Origin of the sequence: Streptomyces sp. NPDC001985, from assembly GCF_040296845.1 — a bacterium.
Taxonomy (GTDB): Bacteria; Actinomycetota; Actinomycetes; order Streptomycetales; family Streptomycetaceae; genus Streptomyces.
In genome coordinates, this window is record NZ_JBEOYB010000047.1 from 40,839 (window position 1) to 60,115 (window position 19,277).

The window sequence follows — 19,277 nt, forward strand, 5'->3', positions numbered from 1 at the left end:
GTCGTTCCGCCTCCCCTGCTCCGGTGCGTTCCCTCGCGTACACGCGTACGTCCCCGGACACGGTACGGGACCGGGGCCGGGGACGTGCGGAGGACCGGCCGACCGACGGGGCGGGCCCGGGGGCCGGACCCGTCGGCCGGGTGGTGTCAGCCCTTGAAGCGGGGGAACGCGCTCCGGCCCGCGTACACCGCGGCGTCGTCGAGGATCTCCTCGATGCGCAGCAGCTGGTTGTACTTGGCGACGCGCTCGGAGCGCGCCGGGGCGCCGGTCTTGATCTGGCCGCAGTTGGTGGCGACGGCCAGGTCGGCGATGGTGACGTCCTCGGTCTCGCCGGAGCGGTGGGACATCATGCACTTGAAGCCGCTGCGCTGGGCCAGCTCCACGGCGTCCAGGGTCTCGGTCAGCGAGCCGATCTGGTTGACCTTGACCAGCAGCGCGTTGGCGGAGCCCTCGTCGATGCCGCGGGCGAGACGCTCGGGGTTGGTGACGAAGAGGTCGTCGCCGACGATCTGGACCTTGGTGCCCAGCTTGTCGGTGAGGACCTTCCAGCCGGCCCAGTCGTCCTCGAAGAGCGGGTCCTCGATGGAGACGAGCGGGTAGGCCGCCACCAGCTCCTCGTAGTACTCGGTCAGCTCGGCGGCCGAGAGGGACTTGCCCTCGAACTCGTAGACGCCGTCCTTGTAGAACTCGGAGGCGGCGACGTCGAGGGCGAGCGCGATGTCCCGGCCGGGGGCGTAGCCGGCTTCCTTGATGGCCTCAAGGATCAGGTCCAGCGCGGCGCGGTTGGAGTCGAGGTTCGGCGCGAAGCCGCCCTCGTCGCCGAGGCCGGTGGAGAGGCCCTTCTGCTTCAGGACCTTCTTGAGGGTGTGGTAGACCTCGGTGCCCCAGCGCAGCGCCTCGGAGAAGGACTCCGCGCCGATCGGGGCGATCATGAATTCCTGGATGTCCACATTGGAGTCGGCGTGCGAGCCGCCGTTCAGGATGTTCATCATCGGAACGGGCAGCAGGTGCGCGTTCGGGCCGCCGAGGTAGCGGAAGAGCGGCAGGTCGGACGCCTCGGAGGCGGCGTGCGCCACGGCGAGCGAGACGCCGAGGATGGCGTTGGCGCCGAGCGAGGACTTGTCCGGGGTGGCGTCCAGGTCGAACATGGCCTGGTCGATCAGGCGCTGCTCGGTGGCGTCGTAGCCGACCAGCTCGGGGCCGATCTGCTCGATGACGGCGAGGACGGCCTTCTCGACACCCTTGCCCTGGTAACGGTTCTGGTCGCCGTCGCGAAGCTCAAGGGCTTCGAAGGCACCGGTGGAGGCGCCGGACGGGACAGCAGCACGGCCGGTGCTGCCGTCGTCGAGGCCAACCTCGACCTCGACCGTGGGATTGCCTCGGGAGTCCAGGATTTCCCGGGCTACGACGACGTCGATGGACGGCACGAGCATCTCCTTCTGGGATGTGACGCGTGATGTGCAGGGTCTCATTGGCCTTGCGACAAGAGCCTAACCGGCGGCCGGGTGTCGTCCGTCGGATGCCCGCCCCCTGGGACGAACCTACCGATCGGTAACAGAACCGCCCGGCCGGATCGCGACAGACAAGGGGAGAGAAAAGAAAGAGGAGAGGAGAGGGGACAGAGGAAACCCCGGTCCGGCGCGATCGGGGGGAAGCGCGCCGGACCGGGGTGGTCCATCGGGGGCCGGCCCCCGGAGGGGGGTGCGGCCGGGGGGCCGGCTCCCGGAGCCGGGGGAGCCCGCCTCGGGTCAGCTCAGGTCGAGCTGCTGGCCCGGGTAGATGACATCGGCGTCACTGACGATGTCCTTGTTCAGCTCGTAGAGCTTCTCCCAGCCGCCGTCGACCTTCTCGGCGTCGGCGATGATGCTCAGGGTGTCGCCGGTCTTGACCTTGTACTCGCCGTCGCCCTTCTGGAAGCCCTGCGGCTTCGCGGCCGGCGCCGACTGCTGCTGCTGCGGGGCCGGGGCGGCCGACGGGCGCTCGGAGCGGGTCGTCGGGACCTCGGAGCGCTGCGGCTCCTGGGTCTGCTGCCGCGGCGCCGGGGTCGCGGCCTTGGGCTGCTCGGCCTTCGGCGCGGCCTTCTGGGTGGTGCCCGAGTCCGAGCCGCCACCGGTGTACGAGGCGTTGGAGAGGCCCACGCCACAGCTCGGCCAGGCACCCTTGCCCTGGCCCGCGAGGACCTTCTCGGCGGTCTGGATCTGCTGCGCCTTGCTGGCCTGGTCGGCGGTGGGGGCGAAGGCGGTACCGCCGTACGCGGCCCAGGTGGAGGCCGAGAACTGGAGGCCGCCGTAGTAACCGTTGCCGGTGTTGATGGACCAGTTGCCGCCGGACTCGCACTGGGCGACCTTGTCCCACTCGGCCGCGGTCGCGGCGGAGGCGGAGGAGGCGCCGATCAGCGGGGCCGCGACAGCGGCACCGGTCACACCGGCGAGCGTGACGATACGGGTGGCCTTGGAGGGGCGGCGGTGCTTGCCCTTGCCGGAAAACAGCATGGAGTTACTCCTCACCGACGCCTACGAGGTGAGCTGTCGGGTTCGGGCCAGATGAGTTGCCCGGCCGCGCGTCCTAGCGCGCGGCTTCACCCCTAGCCGGTACCGGCCGCTGTCCTCAGCGGCCGGGGCCCGGCACTTACCTTGGGTCCCCCGCTCCTGCCTTCGGCGCTCTCGCGTCGACTGTTCCCCCCGACCGGCGGCAGGATTCGGCGTGACGGTCGTTGGTGCCCGCGGTGGCGAGCGGTTCAGACCGTAGACACAGCTCTCCCCGATGTCCAAGAGAGAACATCGGGGAGAAATCGCCCATCCTGCCACTCCGGAAGGAGACGTTTTCGCAGGTCGGGCATGGAATGCGTGATTCCGGTTGGCCGGGTTGAGGAGTTGGGACGAAGAGACCCTTGTCTCATTTCCCCAGACCCGGACAAAGGAGCCCTAACTACCCGCGTTCCGCCGTGAGGTCGAGGCTCTGGCCGGGGTGGATCAGGTCCGGGTCGTCGCCGACGGCCTCGCGGTTCCCCTCGTACAGGGCGTTCCAGCCGCCCTCCAGCTTCCGCGCCTGGGCGATGGCCCAGAGGCTGTCGCCGGGGCGCACGGTGTAGGCGCCGTCCGGGGCGTCCGCCCCGGCGCCGTCGGCCGCCTTCCCGCCCTCACCGGCACCCGGGGCGGCGATCCCGTCCCGGGCGGAGCCGTCACCGCGCGAGATGTGGCCGGGATCGGCCTCCCGCCCCTTCGCCGTCTCCTCCGAAGCGGGTGAATCACCCGTTTTGGGCTCATGGTCGAGCTTGTCCGGCGGAGTGGCGCCGGGCCCGGTGGTTCCGGTCCCGGTCCCGGTGGATTCGCCCGTGCCGGGCCGGCCCGCCTCGGCCCGCTTCTCCTCGGCGGCCTCGCCCCGGTGCCTGCCCTTGCCCGCGGAACCGGAGCCGGCGTCCTGCTCCGCGCCCTTCTCCGCCTTCTTCTCCGGGGCGGCGCTCTTGGCGGGGCCGCGGGCCCCCGGACCCGTACCGGCGGATCTGTCGGCGCCGGAGCCCACGCCCTGGGTCTGTCCGGGCTCGGGGGTGCCGGACTTCCCGCCGGAGCGCCCGGACGGTTCGGACGCGCTCGCGGAGGGCTCGGGGGACGGCGAGGCCGTCGCGCCGTCCTTCTCCGCGCCGTCCTTGCCGCCGGGGATGAGCCCGGCCATCGCGGCACAGGCGGACCAGGCCTTGGCGCCCTCGGCCGCGAGCACCTTTTCGGCCACGGCTATCTGCTGGGAGCGGCTGGCGAGATCGGCGCGGGAGGCGTACTCCGTACCGCCGAAGGCCTCCCAGGTCCGCTGGGAGAACTGGAGTCCGCCGTAGTAGCCGTTGCCGGTGTCGGCGCTCCAGATGCCGCCGCTCTCGCACTCCGCGACCCGGTCCCACGTGGTGGTCTCGGCCGCGGTCGCGGAGCCCGCGCCGAGGAGCGGAATCGCGATGGCCGATCCCGTCACCCCTGCCGCGACAACGAGAGCCGGAGCCTGACGGGGTCGGCGATGTCGACCATTCCCGGAGAGCATGCGGTTGCCTTTCGCCTGACTGCTTGAGAGACGGGGGTGAACGTAGCGGCAGTCGAACACGCGTCACAAGTCGGTGCAGGGAAGATCACACAAAAGTCACAGTTCTGACGCTCCGTCAATCGACCCCGGGGTGAACCGCACCGGCAGGGTGCGCAATCCACGCATAATCAGCCCTCCGCGCCAGCGCAAATCGGCCGGATCGGCGGCGAGCCGAAGGTCCGGCAGCCTTCTGAGCAGGGTCGCGAGTGCGGTCTGGCCCTCCAGCCGGGCCAGTGGGGCCCCGAGGCAGTAGTGGATGCCGTGCCCGTACCCCAGATGCTGGTTGTCACGCCGGGAAAGGTCGAGTACGTCCGGTTCGGAGAATCGTTCCGGATCGCGGTCGGCCGCGGCCAGCACCACGAGCACCGGATCGCCCGTTCCGATCTCCTGGTCCCCGATCACCAGCGGCTCGGTGGCGAACCGCCAGGTGGCCATCTCCACCGGCCCGTCGTAGCGCAGCAGCTCCTCCACACCGGTCGCCAGCAGACCGGTCTCGCCCGCCGCCAGGGACGTCTGGAGCCGCTCGCGCTGCTCGGGGTGGGTCAGCAGGGCGTAGGCGCCGTTGCCGATCAGATTGACGGTGGTCTCGAACCCCGCGAAGAGCAGGATGAAGGCCATCGCGGCGGCCTCGTTCTCGGTGAGGTGCTCGCCGTGGTCGCTCGCCCGGATCAGACCGGAGATCAGATCGTCCCCGGGGTTCTCGCGCTTGCGGTGGATCAGCTCGACGAGATAGCCGCGGATCTTCTTCACCGAGCGGGCGACCCCGCCGCGCGGACCGCCGCCGTGACGGATCATCATGCCGGCCCAGTCGCGGAAGTCGTCCTGGTCCTCGCGGGGCACACCGAGCAGATCGCAGATGGCGTGGATGGGGAGCGGGAAGGCGAACTCGTGGATGAGATCCGCCTCGCCGCGCTCGATGAAGCCGTCGATGAAGCGGTCGGTCAGCTCCTGGACGCGGGGGGCGAACTCGGCGACCGTGCGCGGGGTGAACGCCTTGGAGACCAGCCGCCGCAGCCGGGTGTGGTCGGGCGGGTCGATATTGAGCAGATGGGTCATCAGCTCGGCCTTGCGCTCCCCGGGAATCCCCGTCTTCCCCCTGGCGTGCGCGGGCTCGTCGTGGTGCGCCGGGTTCTTCGACAGCCGCTGGTCGGCGAGGGCCTGGCGGGCGTCGGCGTACCGGGTCACCAGCCAGGCCTCGACCCCGCTGGGCAGCCGGGTGCGGTGGACCGGGGCGTGCTCGCGGAGGTGCGCGTAGGCGGGGTAGGGGTCGGTGGCGAACTCCCAGCTGAAGAGTTCGGGGACGGGGCCGGGGGCGGGGGTGCTGCTCACTCCCCGACGGTACCCGCGGGGCCGCCCCGGCGGCCCCCCGGGAGCCGGGGCGGTGGTCGGTCCGGCCCGGAGCGGGGCGGGCGGTCCGGAGCGGGAGGTCCGGCCCCGAGCGGGAGGCCCGGCCCGGAGCGGGGCGGGAGGCTCAGCCGGCCGCCCGGCCCTCCGCCGCCCGGATCGCGTCCCGGTAGACCCGGCCCGCCGCCCGCAGCGCCGCCTCCGGGTCCACCCCCTCCGCCTCCGCGCGCGCGGCGAGGGCGAGCAGCTCGTACCCGACGCCCGCGCCGGACGGCAGCGGCACGTCGAGACCGGCCGAGCGCACCCGGGAGGAGAGCTTCGCGGCGAGCGCCAGACCGGGCTGTCCGAGCGGTACGCCGTCGGTGACCGAGTCGCGCTGCTTCTCGACCGCCTTCGTCCGGAGCCAGAGGGCCTTCACCTCGTCCGGGGTCCCGGCGTGCTCGTCGCCGAAGACATGGGGGTGCCGGTGGATCAGCTTCTCCACGATCGTCCCCGCCACATCGTCGATCGAGAACGGCTCGTCCGCGTCGTCCTGGGCGATCCGGGCGTGGAAGACGACCTGGAGGAGGACGTCCCCCAGCTCCTCGCGCAGCTCGTCGCGGTCGCCGTCCTCGATCGCCTCCACCAGCTCGTACGCCTCCTCGATGCCGTACTTCGCCAGCTCGCGGTGGGTCCGGGTGGAGGACCAGGGGCACTCGGCGCGGATACGGTCCATGATCTGGACGAGATCGAGGAGACGGGCGCCGGGGAGGTCGTACGAGCCGGGGAGCAGCTCCAGGTCGGGCATCCGCTCACGGCCCGAGCCGGCGAGGCGGGCCAGGCCGTCGGTGAGCGCCCGGTCGCCCTCGCCGGAGGCGAGCACCACAACGGTGGCGCCGTCCCCGGCGCAGGCGTCCACCAGTTCCCGGGCGGTGGGCGACGCGGTCTCCACCGTGACACCCGCCTCGCGGAGGTAGGGGAGCTGCGGGTGGGCGGCGTCGGCGCAGAGCACCCGGCCCGCCGCGCGCAGCGTCCGCCAGGCCGGCCAGGACAGCAGTCCCGGCGCGACCCGGTGGCTGGCGGTGAGCAGGACGATGCGCCCGGTGGCGGGGTGGTCTGTGGTCACCCCACGAACCTACCTCGGTGGGGAGGGGCCCTACGCTCCCTCGGCGGGCGGTGCGGGCTGCCGGGAGAGCTGGCTGATCCAGGGCGCCTTGTAGTCGCCCAGCTCCAGCTTCTGGTCGCTCCAGCTCCCGAAGCGCGGGTTGACGTCGATGTCGAGCGCCTTGGCCGCGGCGGTGAAGACGGCGTTCAGCCGCTCCTGGCCGTCGGGGGCGGTGGTGGCGCCCAGGGACTGGGCGAGCTTGCCGACGAGGATGTCCCGGCGGACCACGTCGTCGACCTGGTCGGGGGCGACCCCGCGCTGCTGGAGATAGACGGCGGTCAGCTGCTGGTCCCCGCCGGCCTGCTGGGCGAGGGCGGCCCGCCCGTCCGCGACCTCCTTGCGGGTGGCGCTCACCCCCGCGTCGGCGGCGGCGCGCTCGACGACCCGGGCCACGATGAGGTCGTAGAGCTTGGCCCGGCTGAGCTGCCCGCTGTCCTTGATGAGCTGCGCGGACTGCGGCGAACTCCGCTGCGCGGTGCGTACGTCCTTCACCTTCGCCTGGACGGACGACACCTCGATCCGCTCCCCGCCGACCACGGCGGCGGCGCCGGGGTGGGCCTCGTTGCCGCAGGCCGTGAGGAGGGGTGCGGCGGCGAGCAGAGCGGCGGAGACGGTGATCGCGGTGCGACGGCGGCGGTGCAAAGGAGCCTCCCGGCGTGATTGTGCTGCGCTTCACAAGCCTGCGGAGATGATGTTAGGCAGGAGGGAGTGGTGTGGGCCACTACTTCGCGGCCACTGATTCGGCCGTTACCGGCTCCGCCGGGGCTCCCCGCCGCCGCTCCTCCGGCCTGAGCATGATCGTCCGGGAGAGGACGAAGGTGATCGGGATCGCGGCGGCCGAGGCGATCAGCGGGGCGTGGCGGTCGTCGAGGCGCAGGATGTCCACCAGCAGGTAGACGCCCGCCGTGGTGACGGTGAAGTTGGCGGCGTTGGTGAGCGGGAAGAGCAGGAACTTCCGCCAGGTCGGGCGGGTCCGGTAGGTGAAGTACGAGGTCAGGAAGAAGGACCCGACCATGCTCAGCAGAAAGGCGCCCACATGGGCCCACACATAGGGCAACCGGGTGAGCAGCAGCAGGTACAGGCCGTAGTACGTGCCGGTGTTGACGGCTCCCACAAGGGCGAATCTCAGCAGCTGGCCCCGGACTGTCATGGTTGTGCCCCCGTGCGGATGGTGTGGACGGATCGTGCGTGCGGCGGTCCCCGGCAGCGTGCCACACACGGTGGCGCCGCCGGCCGGTTCACGGGCCGTGGAACCGCTGCTGGTGCTCCAGCCCCCGGCGCACCTCCACGGCGAGCGGATGGTACGGCCCGTAGCCGCGCTCGGCGTCGTACAGCAGCGCCCTGAAGTGCTGCCCGGCCGCCGTGTGGTCGCCGACGGCGAGGAGCAGATTCCCGATCCGCCGGCGGATGTCGAAGGCACGGGCCGGGTCGGTGCCGCCCTCGTGGTGCGGCAGGAGGGCGCGGTACTCGCCGAGCGCGGCGACGGCTTCGCCGAGCTGCTCCAGGCACTGGGCGGCGTCGTAGCGGAACTGGAGGGTCCCCGGGTCGGAGGGACCGGCCTCGGCGGCCCGGTCGTCGGCGAGTCTGCGCAGCTCGGGCAGGGCCCGGCGGTACTGCCCGTCGTCCATCAGCGTGGTCGCGTACTGCTTGCGCAGGATTCTGACGACCGGTGAGTGCTCGCCGTGCTCGGCGGCGGCGGCCGGGAGGATGGAGCCGAGGATGTCCACGGCCTGGGTGATGCCGCCCTCGCCGAGGAGACGCTTCACCTCGTCGACGGCGGCGGCCACATCGAGGCGCGGGGCCGTCGCGGGGGCGGGGGCGTCGGTCCTCGGGGGCGCGGCGCGCTCGGGCCAGGGGGCGAAGGGGCGGAGGAAGGGCCGGGTGGGGTCGAGCGGCCCGCTGGGGGCGCCCCGGCCGGGCAGCAGCGGTTCCAGTGCCGCGTACACCTCCTGGGCGTCACCCGGCCGGTGCTGGGGGTCCTTGGAGAGCAGCCGCAGCACCAGCGCCTCCAGCGCCTCGGGTATCTCGGGCCGCAGCCCGCGCACGGGGAACGGCGGCTCGTGGAGGTGGCGGTGGAGGACCCCGAGGGCGGTGGGCCCGGTGAAGGGCACATCGCCGCTGAGGAGTTCGTGGAGGAGCACGCCGAGGGCGTACAGATCGGTGTACGGGCCGACCGCGCCGCCCATCGCCTGCTCGGGGGCCATGTAGGCGGGGCTGCCGATCGGCGAGCCGGTGTGGGTGAGACGGGTGGTGTCGGTGTCGATGACGGAGGCGACCCCGAGGTCCAGCACGGTGACGGTGCCGTCCGGCTGGACCATCACATTGCGGGGCTTGAGGTCGCGGTGGACGATCGGCACGGCGTGCACGGCGGCGAGCACCCCGCAGAGCTGGGCGGCGACGGAGACGGCCCACTGCCAGGGGTAGGGCTCGTGCTCGGCGAGGTGGTCGGCGAGGTCCGCCCCCTCGACGTACTGCATGACGAGATAGAGGTCGTCTCCGGCGGTGCCCGCGTCGTGGACGGTGACCAGGCCCGGGTGGGAGACCTGGGCGGTCACCCGGCACTCGCGGACGAAGCGGAGCCGGATCTCGTCGGCGGTGGTGGCGGCGGCCATCCGGTCGGGGCGCAGCAGCTTGACGGCGACCCGCCGGTCGAGCCGCCGGTCGTACGCCGTCCACACCTGGCCCATGCCGCCCTGCCCGATGACGGTGGACAGCTCGTAGCGGTCCGCGATGACGCGTCCGTTCACCGGCCCCGCTCCTTGCGGAGGTAGTCACTCAGCTCGTCCAGCTCGGCGCGGACCTGTGCGATGCGGGGCTTGTCGGCGGCGGGCGGCTGCTGGGCGACGCCGGGGCGCGGGGACCGCGGGGGCGGGGGCGGGGGCGGGGAGGTGTAGGGGGAGGCGCCGTGCGGGGGCGGCGCGTACGGAGGGTGCGCGGGCGGGGCGGGGCGGTGGGGGCCCTGCGGGACGGCGTGCGGATAGCCGTACCCCGCCGGCGGCTGTGCGGGCGGTCCGTGCGCCGGGGCGGTCATCCCGTAGGGCGGCGGCGGGGGTCCCCAGTGCGGGGCGGGCTGCTGGTAGTGGCGTATCTCGGCGACCAGATAGTGCACGGGCACCCCGAGCATGACCGCCATCAGCACGAGCAGGAAGACGACCTCGATGCCCGTGGCCGTGGCCTCGGCCCCCGACGCCGACTCGGCCGCGCTGAAATCGCCGATCATCACGAAGCAGACGACCACCACGACGAGACAGCCCCAGAAGAGCAGCCAGTCGGAGCGCTGCCGGCGCAGGATCGCGATCCGGAGCATCGGCGCCCAGGAGAGCAGGCCGAGGGTGCCGATCGACATGGCCACGAAGAGCACGCGCAGCGCGATGAGCGCGGCGAGCCCCGCTCGGCTGCCGGGTTGCTGCGGGACATGGCCTGGGCCGTGCATTCCTGCTCCTGAACGCCTGGGGACGAGGCTGCGTGGGGAACGAGCGTATACACCGACACCGTCGCGCTCTCCCGGGTTGTACGGGACCGGTGTTCGTGCGCCATGTCACACGGGCCCCTCGGGACCGGGCGGGGCTCGGGCCGGTACTCCGGGCGGGGCTCGGGCCGGTACTCGGGGCAGGGCTCAGTCGGGGCGTACGGTGCCGTCCGTCAGCCCGTCGTACAGACCGCGCACCAACTGCTCGCCGAGCCGGCCCGCGAGCCGCAGGGTGTCCTCGAAGGCGGCCAGCGCGCGGAAGCGCTCCCCGTAGCGGCGCTGGTCGGCCAGGGGCAGCCGGGGCAGCTGGAGCCGGCGCACATCGAGCCGGGTGGCGCTGGAGACATGGCTGCTGGCCTGCCGGGTGTTGGCGGTGCCGCGCAGGAAGCCGGCGAGGAACCAGACATCGAGCGCGGCGGGATCGGGGCGCAGCAGATGGAGGTTGCGCCCGAGGACGGCTCCGGCGGTGGCCTCGTCGACGACCCGGACGACGGAACCGCCGCCGAGGACGGGCACCACCGCGTCGCCGGCCTCGACGCGCACCGGTTCGCCGTCGGCCGGGTCGCCGGTGTCGGCGCGGGTTCCGGAGGGTTCGGTCCCGGTGAGGACATCGTGCTCCGTGAGGACGGCCTCCCGGCCGCCGGGGCCGCCGGGGGCGGGGCCCGGGTGGGTGGTGCCCGCGCGGATCAGCAGGGCTCCGGCGCGGGCCAGTTCGCCGACGGTGGTGGTGGGCCAGGGGGTGCCGGGTCCGGCGGGGAGCGCCGGGGAGGGGGTGAGTTCACCGGTCAGCCGGAGCGTCTCGCCGAGCCGGTCGCGCACCCGCCGCAGTTCGTCGGGGCCGACCCCGGTGTCGGCGGGCGGGACGTGCCGCGCGGGGGCGAGGTCGACATCGTCGTCGAGGAGTTCGATCACCGGTACGGAGCGGCTGATCCCGTCCCGTTCCGCGCGGCCGTCCCCGCCCGGCCGCCCGAAGGCGCCCCAGGCGTCGAGCGCGGCCTCCTGGAGGGCCCGCCAGTCGAGCCGGTCGCGTCCGCCGGCGGCTCCGGTGACCCCGGCGGTGTCCACGAGCAGCAGTTCGGGGGGCGGGGCGAGGCCCGGTTCGGGCCTGCGCAGCACCCAGAGGTGGAGGGGGATGCCGTAGGGCGGCGCGGCGCCCGCCGGGAGGGCGATCACGGCCCGCAGCGCGCCCCGGCGCAGCAGCCCGGCCCGGACGCGCCGGCCGGAGCGGCGGGAGGCGGCGGCGGGCGGCATCAGCAGGACGGCGGTGCCGCCGGGGCGGAGCCGGGCGAGCGCGTGCTGCACCCAGGCCAGCTCGGACTCGGTGCGGGCCGGGAAGCCGTACTCCCAGCGGGGGTCGTAGGCGAGTTCGTCGTGGCCCCAGTTGCGCTCGTTGAAGGGCGGGTGGCAGAGCACGGCGTCGGCGGAGGTGTCGGCGAAGGCGTCGGCGCGCAGGGTGTCGCCGGCGCGGGCGCGGACGGTCGCGTCGGAGTGCAGCGCGAGGCGGAGCGCGGTGAGCGCGGTGAGATCGGCGTCGGCGTCCTGGGCGCACAGGGCCGCGGGCCGGGGGACGGCGAGGAGCAGACCTCCGGCACCGGCGGCCGGGTCGAGGACGGTCGCGCCCTCCCCGGGCACGGCGATGGCGGCCATCAGGGCGGCGGGGCCCGCCGGGGTGAGGGTGTACTGCCGGAGGTTGGCGTCCAGGAAGCGGCCGAGCAGGAACTCGAAGGTCTCGCGGGCGCCGAGACCGGTGGCGAGTTCGACGGCGGAGCGCAGGGCGGCGACGCCGGCCGGCGGGGGCCCGGACGCCCCGGGGCCGGCGGCGGGTCCCGGCACGGGGGAGAGCGCCGCGCCGAAGAGTTCCGTACCGGTGGCGCCGAAGCGGGCGGTGAGGAGCGCCTCCAGCGCGGTCGGCAGCAGCTCGGCCATCCGCCGGTCGGTCAGGCCGGTGAGTTCGCCCCAGACGGCCGGGCGCTCGCGTACGAGCAGCAGGACGCAGCCGGTGCGGACGAGCGCGCCCCCGGTGGTGGCCGGGTGGTCGGCGAGCTGCTGCCAGACCCGCTCGCGGAGCGGGACCTCGGCGAGCTTGCCCTGCTCGCGCAGCCACCGCTCGATCTCGGCGAGGGCGAAGGAGGGGCTGGTCTCGGTGCCTCCGACGGGCTTGGGGAAGTCGGGGTGGCGGCGCCGCCAGTTGCTGACCGCGGCCCGTCCGACACCGGCCAGCCGGGCGATTCCGGCCGCGGTGACCTCGCTTGCGTTCTCCGGCACCTGCGCCGCCTCTCTGCCCCTGTGCTGTGGCGCCGATCATAACCGCCCACAGAAGATTTCCCACTTCACAGCGTTGCCGGACTTGAATCACGAGAGTGATGTTGACTCGGTTCACAGCCTCTGGTCTTATTGGCCCGTCACCACGGGGGGCTCCCCATTGGCCCCAGTTCACAGCCATGTCCGGGAGGACGCGCTCATGTCCCACTCCACCCACCAGCCCCAGGACCCGCGGCCGGAGCCCCACGGCCAGTACCCGCAGCAGCAGGGGCAGTACCCGCAGCAGCACGGACACCCGTCGCACCGGCCGGTCCGGAACGGCCTCGGCACGGCCGCGCTGGTGCTGGGCGTCCTCGGTGTGATCACCGGTCCGATCCCGCTGATCTTCTGGCTGGGCGGCACCTTCGGTCTGCTCGCCCTGATCATGGGGCTGGTCGGCCGGGGCCGGGCCAAGCGCGGCGAGGCGACCAACAAGGGGGTGACCACCGTCGGCGCCGTGCTCGGTCTGCTGGCGATGGGGGCCTCGATCGTCGGCGCGGTCCTCACCTTCCAGGCCGTGGACGACGCGGTCGACGAGGTCAACAGATCCGCGTCGGCGAGCAAGGAGCCCGCGCCGGAGTCCGGGTCCGACGGCTCCGACACGTCCGACGGCTCCAACAGCTCCGACACCTCCGACACCTCCGGCACGGACAAGGGCAAGAAGAAGGGCAAGGGCAAGGCGAAGGGGGCGAGCGGTGGCTCCGGCTCCGGGTCGGAGGCGCTGACGGCCGGGGAGACGGCCGCCTACCGCAATGGTGTGAAGGTCACGGTCTCCGCCCCCAAGCCCTTCTCGCCCAGCGAGTTCGCGGCCGGCCACACCGCGGGGAACAAGGCCCACCGGGTGACGGTGACCATCGAGAACACCGGCAGCGAGAAGTTCGAGCCCACTCTCGTGCTCACCGAGGCCCGCGCCGGGGAGGACGGGGTCGCGGCGGAGCAGGTCTTCGACGAGGGCATCGGTACCGGCTTCAGCGGCACGCTGCTGCCGGGGAAGAAGTCCACGGTCTCGCATGTCTTCTCCGCTCCGGCCAGTGCGAAGATCCTTAGCGTCGAGGTCACCCCCGGCCTCCTCCTCGACGCGTCGGTGTGGGAGCTGACGGTCTGACCCGGCGTACACACCCCGTACGAGCACCCCGGAGCCACCGATGCCCCTCCCCTCCCGCCCCACCGGCCGTCCTCTGGCCGTCGCCGCCGTCGCCCTCGCCACCGCCCTGAGCGCGGCGGGGTGCGGCGCCGGCCCGGCCGGGACCGCCGGGCCGGCGCCGGGCACCGGCGCGAAGGCCGCGGAGAAGTCCGGGGCGCGGGCCCCGGAGACGGCGGAGGAGAAGGCGCCCGCCGCGCAGAGGACTCCCGCTCCGGCGGGCGGCACCGAGGCGGAGTGGGTGGACCGCTTCCTGGCGAGCGTCGAGGGCACCCGGAAGGCCCACTCGGTGACGGTCGACGCGGCGATGCGCGGGGGCGGGGGCGGGCGGAAGGCCACCGTCCGGATGAGTTCCAACCGGGACAAGGAGTGCCGGACCACCTCCTCCTTCGGTGGCCCGGGCACCGTCGAGGTCCTCAGGACCCGCGACGGCTCCGTCTATCTGCGGCTCAACGAGGCGCGTCTGCGGGAGCTGGGCGAGGCCGACCCCGAGCGGCTGGCCTCGCACATCAGGACCTTCGCGGGCCGGTGGATGGCGGGGGACCCGGCATCCGCGGAGATCCAGCAGGGGCTGCGGCTCTGTGACTTCCGGGAGCTGGTCCTGGCGAGCGTGCCGACCCGGGACCAGACCGGGGGCATCGCGGCGAAGGCCGCGAGGACCACGGTGAACGGCCGCGCGGCACTGCGGATCACCACGGCGAAGGACGGGATCGGCATCAGCGTCGACTTCGCCGCCGAGGGGAGGCCCGTTCTGCTCCGCATGGAACAGAAGGGCGGCGATGGCCCGTTCGTCATGGTCTTCTCCGGCTACGGAGAGCCGGTCCGCGCCGCGAAGCCCCCGGCGGAGTCCATCGTCACCAGGGAAGCGGCGCGCCGCGCCCTCGGCCGCTGAACCCCCTACCGGCACTGCGCGAGCATCGCCCGCTTGTCGGCGGCCGTCACCGGCATGTCGTACGCGACGGCGACCTGGGAGATCCGCACCGCGTAGGAGCAGCGGACGCTCCGGTCCGGCGGCAGCCAGGACGCGGGGCCCGCGTCCCCCTTGGCGCTGTTGGACGGCCCGTCCACCGGAAGCAGATTCAGCGGGTCGTTGGCGATGCGCCGGCGCTTCTCGGCGGTCCACCGGGCCGCCCCCATCTGCCAGCTGTACGAGAGAGGAACGACATGGTCTATCTGAACAGCGGACGCATCGGCCTTCCGCCACTCGACGGAGGTCCCGGTGTAGGGATCGTCCAGGGTGAGCGCGATGACCACGCAGTCGGAGCCGGAACGATACTTCAGCCGCTTGCCGTCGCGGGCGAGCAGATCGTTGCGGGTGTCGCAGCCGTTGCGCGCGAGCGGCACACCGTCGGCGGTGTCCATCCAGGCGTAGCCGAACTCGTCCCGTGCGTAACCCGTCCTCGGGCCCCGGCCCTTGGTCGCGACCCGGTCGATCAGCCGGCGCGCTGCGGCCCGGTCCTCGTCCGAGGTGAGCGGGGCGAGCCCCGGGCGGGTGCCGTCCGGGTTGGCGAGCGGGCTCGTGCCGGAGGAGGAGCCCGAAGAGGCGCGGGGAGAGGAGGGGCCGGAGGGGCCGGGGCTCTCGCAGCCCGTGAGCACGACCGCCGCGCTCAGGGCCGCCACGCATCCGACGACGACGAGGGGTCCTGGGACCCGGGGTTCGCTCACAGGCGCAGCCTACTGACCGCGCGCGCGCCCGGGGGCCGGGCCGGCCGCACAGCGCGCTGAACCGCCCGGGGAGGGCCCCCGGGAGGGGGCCGGCCCCGGGAAGCGGACCGGGCCCCGGCGCGGAGGCGGGGGGTCAGGACCCCAGGATCGTGGTGAGGAACTCCCCGGTCCATCCCAGCAGTTCCCGTCCCACCACCGGCTTCCCGCCGATCTTCCCGGTCGTGGGGCGCGGGACCAGCACCTGCTTCGCCCCCGGCTTGATGACGGTCCGGGGGTGGAGCCGCTTGAGCCGCAGCTCCTGCGACTCGCGCAGCTCGACCGGCGCGAAGCGGATGTTGCCGCCCTGGAGGACGATCTCCGCGACCCCGCAGGCCCGCGCCAGCATCCGCAGCCCCGCCACCAGCAGCAGATTCTCCACCGGCTCGGGCAGCTTGCCGTAGCGGTCGGTCAGCTCGTCGCGCACCGCCCTGATGTCCTCCTCCGTGGTGGCGGAGGCGATGGCGCGGTACGCCTGGAGGCGCAGCCGCTCACCGGGGGCGTAGTCGTGCGGGACGTGCGCGTCCACCGGCAGCTCGATCTTCACCTCCAGCGGGGGCTCCTCCTCCACCCCGCCCGCCAGGGAGGCGCGGTAGTCGGCGACGGCCTCCCCCACCATGCGTACGTACAGATCGAAGCCGACCCCGGCGATATGGCCGGACTGCTCGCCGCCGAGGAGGTTGCCGGCCCCCCGGATCTCCAGGTCCTTCATCGCCACATACATGCCGGCGCCCATCTCGGTGTGCTGGGCGATGGTCGCGAGCCGCTCGTGCGCGGTCTCGGTGAGGGGCTTCTCCGGCGGGTAGAGGAAGTAGGCGTAACCCCGGTCCCGGCCCCGGCCCACCCGGCCGCGCAGCTGGTGGAGCTGCGAGAGGCCGAAGTTGTCGCCGCGCTCGACGATCAGGGTGTTGGCGTTGGAGATGTCGATGCCCGACTCCACGATCGTCGTGGAGACCAGGACGTCGAACTTCTTCTCCCAGAAGTCCACCACGACCTGTTCGAGCGCCGACTCCGACATCTGGCCGTGCGCGATGGCGATCCGCGCCTCGGGGACGATGCCGCGCAGCCGGGCCGCCGTCCGGTCGATGGACTCGACCCGGTTGTGGATGTAGAAGACCTGGCCCTCGCGGAGGAGTTCCCGGCGGACGGCCGCGCCGATCTGCTTCTCCTCGTACGGTCCGACGAAGGTGAGGACCGGGTGGCGCTCCTCCGGCGGGGTGGTGATGGTCGACATCTCGCGGATACCGGTCACCGCCATCTCCAGCGTCCGGGGGATGGGGGTGGCGGACATGGTCAGGACGTCGACATTGGCGCGCAGCTTCTTCAGCTGCTCCTTGTGCTCGACGCCGAACCGCTGCTCCTCGTCGACGATGACCAGGCCGAGGTCCTTGAACTTGGTCTCGGAGGAGAAGAGGCGGTGGGTGCCGATGACGATGTCGACGGCGCCGTCCCGCAGGCCCTCCAGGGTGGCCTTGGAGTCGGTCTCGGACTGGAACCGGGAGAGCGCGCGCACCTTCACCGGGAACTGGGAGTACCGCTCGGAGAAAGTGCCGAAGTGCTGCTGGACCAGGAGGGTGGTGGGGACGAGGACCGCGACCTGCTTGCCGTCCTGGACGGCCTTGAAGGCGGCGCGGACCGCGATCTCGGTCTTGCCGTAGCCCACGTCGCCGCAGATCAGACGGTCCATGGGGACGGTCTTCTCCATGTCCTCCTTGACCTCGGCGATGGTGGAGAGCTGGTCGGGCGTCTCCGCGTACGGGAAGGCGTCCTCCAGCTCCCGCTGCCAGGGGGTGTCGGGGCCGAAGGCGTGGCCGGGGGCCGCCATCCGGGCGGAGTAGAGCTTGATCAGGTCGGCGGCGATCTCCTTGACGGCCTTCTTGGCGCGCGCCTTGGTCCTGGTCCAGTCGGCGCCGCCGAGCCGGTGCAGGGTGGGGGCCTCGCCGCCCACGTACTTGGTGATCTGCTCCAGCTGGTCGGTGGGGATGTAGAGCCGGTCGCCGGGCTGGCCGCGCTTGGCCGGGGCGTACTCCACGACGAGGTACTCACGGGTCGCGCCCTGGACCGTGCGCTGCACCATCTCGATGTAGCGGCCCACGCCGTGCTGCTCGTGGACGATGTAGTCGCCGGTCTCCAGGGTGAGCGGGTCGATGGTCTTGCGGCGGCGGGTGGGCATCCGCCGGCCGTCCTTGCCGGCCGCCTTCTGGCCGGAGAGATCGGTCTCGGTGAGGACGGCGAGCCGCAGGCCCGGGGCGATGAAGCCGAAGTCGATGGAGCCGGTGGCGACCTGGACGACGGCGGGCTCGATCTCGCCCAGCCGGGGTTCGAGCCGGGCGGGCACACCCTCGCCGCCGAGGACCTCGACGGTGCGGGCGGCCGGGCCGTGGGCCTCGGTGACGAAGACGGTGCGCCAGCCGTCGGCCAGCCAGCCCTTGGTGTCGGCGAGCGCGCGGGCGGTGTCGCCCCGGTAGGACTCGGGGGCGTGCATACCGAGCTTGAGGGTGTCGTCCGACAGCTCCTCGTCGGCGGCGAAGGGGGAGATGGACCACCACATCATGCCGAGGTCTCGGGCGTGGTCGCGGACGTCGGCGATGCCCCGGAGGGAGGCCGCGCCGACATCGATCGGGGCCTCGCCGCCACCGGCGGTCGCCGCCCAGGAGGCGTGCAGGAACTCCTGGCTGGTGGCGACCAGGTCGGCGGCCCGGGTGCGGACCCGCTCGGGGTCGCAGACCACGGCCATCGAGCCCTCGGGGAGCACGTCGAGCAGCAGCTCCATCTCGTCGACCAGGACCGGGGCGAGGGACTCCATGCCCTCGACCGCGATGCCCTCGGCGATCTTGCCGAGGAGTTCGCCCAGCTCGGGGTGGGCCTCGGCGAGGGCGGCGGCGCGGCGGCGGACCTCGTCGGTGAGGAGCAGCTCACGGCAGGGCGGGGCCCACAGTCCGTGTTCGGCGACCTCCAGGGAGCGCTGGTCGGCGATCTTGAAGTAGCGGATCTCCTCGATGTCGTCGCCCCAGAACTCCACCCGGAGGGGGTGCTCCTCGGTGGCGGGGAAGACATCGAGGATGCCGCCGCGGACGGCGAACTCGCCGCGCTTCTCGACCAGCTCGACCCGGGAGTAGGCGGCGGCGGCGAGGGCGTCGACGACCTCGTTCAGATCGGCCTGCCGGCCGGTGCGCAGGGCCACGGGCTCCAGCTCGCCGAGCCCCTTGACCTGGGGCTGGAGCACCGAGCGGATCGGTGCGACGACCACCTGGACGGGGCCTGCGGCGGGGTCGTCCGGGGAGGGGTGCGCGAGGCGGCGCAGCACGGCGAGACGGCGGCCGACGGTGTCGGAGCGGGGGGAGAGGCGCTCGTGCGGGAGGGTCTCCCAGGAGGGGTACTCGACGATGCCCTCCTCGGGGAGGAGGGAGCGCAGCGCCGCCGCCAGGTCCTCGGCCTCGCGGCCGGTCGCGGTGACCGCGAGCACGGGGCGGGCGCTGTCGCGGGCGAGCGCGGCGACGGCGAAGGGGCGGGCGGCGGGGGGGCCGACCAGGTCGACGTGCATCCGGGTGCCGCTGCGGGCGGTGTGGACCGCTTCGGTGAGCGCGGGGTCATGGGAGACGGCGTCGAGCAGACCGTGCAGGCTCATGAAAGGGGTTCCCTCCCGGGAAGGCAGTGCTGGGCAACGCGGAGGGCCCGGCACGTCCACCGTGCCGGGCCCTCCACCCTACGCCCGCCCCCGTCCCCCCACTCCCCGAGCCAACCCACCCGGCCGGCACCGGCCGGCCCGTCCCGCGCTTGAGGACAGCCCCCGGGCCACAGGACCCCGCACAAACCCGGCCCGTCCGGGGGCACCTCCCAGAGGCAGCCCTGGGGGAGCTTGAGGACGGACCCCGGGCCACGGGACCCCGCACAAACCCAGCCCGTCCGGGGGCACCTCCCAGACAGGAGACCCGCACAAACCCAGCCCGTCCGGCGATTGAGGACGGACCCCGGGCCACAGGACCCCGCACAAACCCAGCCCGTCCGGCGATTGAGGACGGACCCCGGGCCACGGGACCCCGCACGGTGCGGGCCACGGTCGGGGGCCAGCCCCCGAACCCCCGCGCCTCAAACGCCGGCGAGGCTGGATT

The 19,277-nt window shown here is 73.2% G+C and carries 14 protein-coding genes and 1 riboswitch; of the genes, 2 read left to right on the top strand and 12 right to left on the bottom strand.

From position 1 onward, the window contains the following. Positions 1 to 146: 146 nt before the first annotated feature. The 10 genes from eno to ABT122_RS21580 form a co-directional block, all read right to left on the bottom strand. A complete protein-coding gene (gene eno, locus ABT122_RS21535; protein ID WP_351554484.1) occupies positions 147 to 1,433 on the bottom strand; it encodes a phosphopyruvate hydratase in 1,287 nt (428 codons plus the stop codon). 315 nt (positions 1,434 to 1,748) lie between these two features. Beyond that, complete coding sequence (locus tag ABT122_RS21540; protein ID WP_351554487.1) at positions 1,749 to 2,492, bottom strand: transglycosylase family protein; 744 nt, start codon at positions 2,490 to 2,492, stop codon at positions 1,749 to 1,751. 3 nt (positions 2,493 to 2,495) lie between these two features. Beyond that, a riboswitch (cyclic di-AMP (ydaO/yuaA leader) is annotated at positions 2,496 to 2,670 on the bottom strand. 258 nt (positions 2,671 to 2,928) lie between these two features. Beyond that, entirely contained in the window at positions 2,929 to 3,960 is a 1,032-nt protein-coding gene (locus ABT122_RS21545) for a transglycosylase family protein (RefSeq protein WP_351554490.1), read from the bottom strand. Positions 3,961 to 4,122: 162 nt separating this feature from the next. Then, positions 4,123 to 5,394 (bottom strand): cytochrome P450 family protein, encoded by a 1,272-nt coding sequence (locus tag ABT122_RS21550; protein WP_351554493.1) that lies wholly within the window; start codon positions 5,392 to 5,394, stop codon positions 4,123 to 4,125. A 142-nt stretch (positions 5,395 to 5,536) separates the two neighbouring features. Further along, positions 5,537 to 6,514, bottom strand: coding sequence for a nucleoside triphosphate pyrophosphohydrolase (locus ABT122_RS21555; protein ID WP_351554496.1), 978 nt, complete (start codon positions 6,512 to 6,514; stop codon positions 5,537 to 5,539). Positions 6,515 to 6,544: 30 nt separating this feature from the next. Next, positions 6,545 to 7,195 carry a SurA N-terminal domain-containing protein gene (locus tag ABT122_RS21560; protein ID WP_351554499.1) on the bottom strand — a complete coding sequence of 217 codons (651 nt, stop codon included), beginning with the start codon at positions 7,193 to 7,195 and terminating at the stop codon, positions 6,545 to 6,547. Positions 7,196 to 7,274: 79 nt separating this feature from the next. Then, complete coding sequence (locus ABT122_RS21565) at positions 7,275 to 7,703, bottom strand: GtrA family protein (RefSeq protein ID WP_351554502.1); 429 nt, start codon at positions 7,701 to 7,703, stop codon at positions 7,275 to 7,277. A gap of 88 nt (positions 7,704 to 7,791) precedes the next feature. Next, positions 7,792 to 9,300, bottom strand: a complete 1,509-nt coding sequence (locus tag ABT122_RS21570) for a serine/threonine-protein kinase (RefSeq protein ID WP_351554504.1) — start codon at positions 9,298 to 9,300, stop codon at positions 7,792 to 7,794. Beyond that, entirely contained in the window at positions 9,297 to 9,986 is a 690-nt protein-coding gene (locus tag ABT122_RS21575; RefSeq protein ID WP_351554507.1) for a hypothetical protein, read from the bottom strand. The genes ABT122_RS21570 and ABT122_RS21575 overlap by 4 nt, the downstream gene beginning before the upstream one ends. Before the next feature lie 183 nt (positions 9,987 to 10,169). Then, positions 10,170 to 12,287, bottom strand: coding sequence for an N-6 DNA methylase (locus tag ABT122_RS21580; protein ID WP_351554510.1), 2,118 nt, complete (start codon positions 12,285 to 12,287; stop codon positions 10,170 to 10,172). Positions 12,288 to 12,483: 196 nt separating this feature from the next. Between ABT122_RS21580 and ABT122_RS21585 the strand changes: the two genes are divergently transcribed. Further along, positions 12,484 to 13,428 carry a DUF4190 domain-containing protein gene (locus ABT122_RS21585; RefSeq protein ID WP_351554513.1) on the top strand — a complete coding sequence of 315 codons (945 nt, stop codon included), beginning with the start codon at positions 12,484 to 12,486 and terminating at the stop codon, positions 13,426 to 13,428. 40 nt (positions 13,429 to 13,468) lie between these two features. Continuing rightward, positions 13,469 to 14,356 (top strand): hypothetical protein, encoded by an 888-nt coding sequence (locus tag ABT122_RS21590; RefSeq protein WP_351554515.1) that lies wholly within the window; start codon positions 13,469 to 13,471, stop codon positions 14,354 to 14,356. A 5-nt stretch (positions 14,357 to 14,361) separates the two neighbouring features. Here the strand turns inward: ABT122_RS21590 and ABT122_RS21595 are convergent, their stop codons facing one another. Further along, positions 14,362 to 15,129, bottom strand: coding sequence for an HNH endonuclease family protein (locus ABT122_RS21595; RefSeq protein ID WP_351554518.1), 768 nt, complete (start codon positions 15,127 to 15,129; stop codon positions 14,362 to 14,364). Positions 15,130 to 15,262: 133 nt separating this feature from the next. Beyond that, entirely contained in the window at positions 15,263 to 18,793 is a 3,531-nt protein-coding gene (gene mfd / locus ABT122_RS21600; RefSeq protein WP_351554521.1) for a transcription-repair coupling factor, read from the bottom strand. Between the last annotated feature and the right edge of the window lie 484 nt (positions 18,794 to 19,277).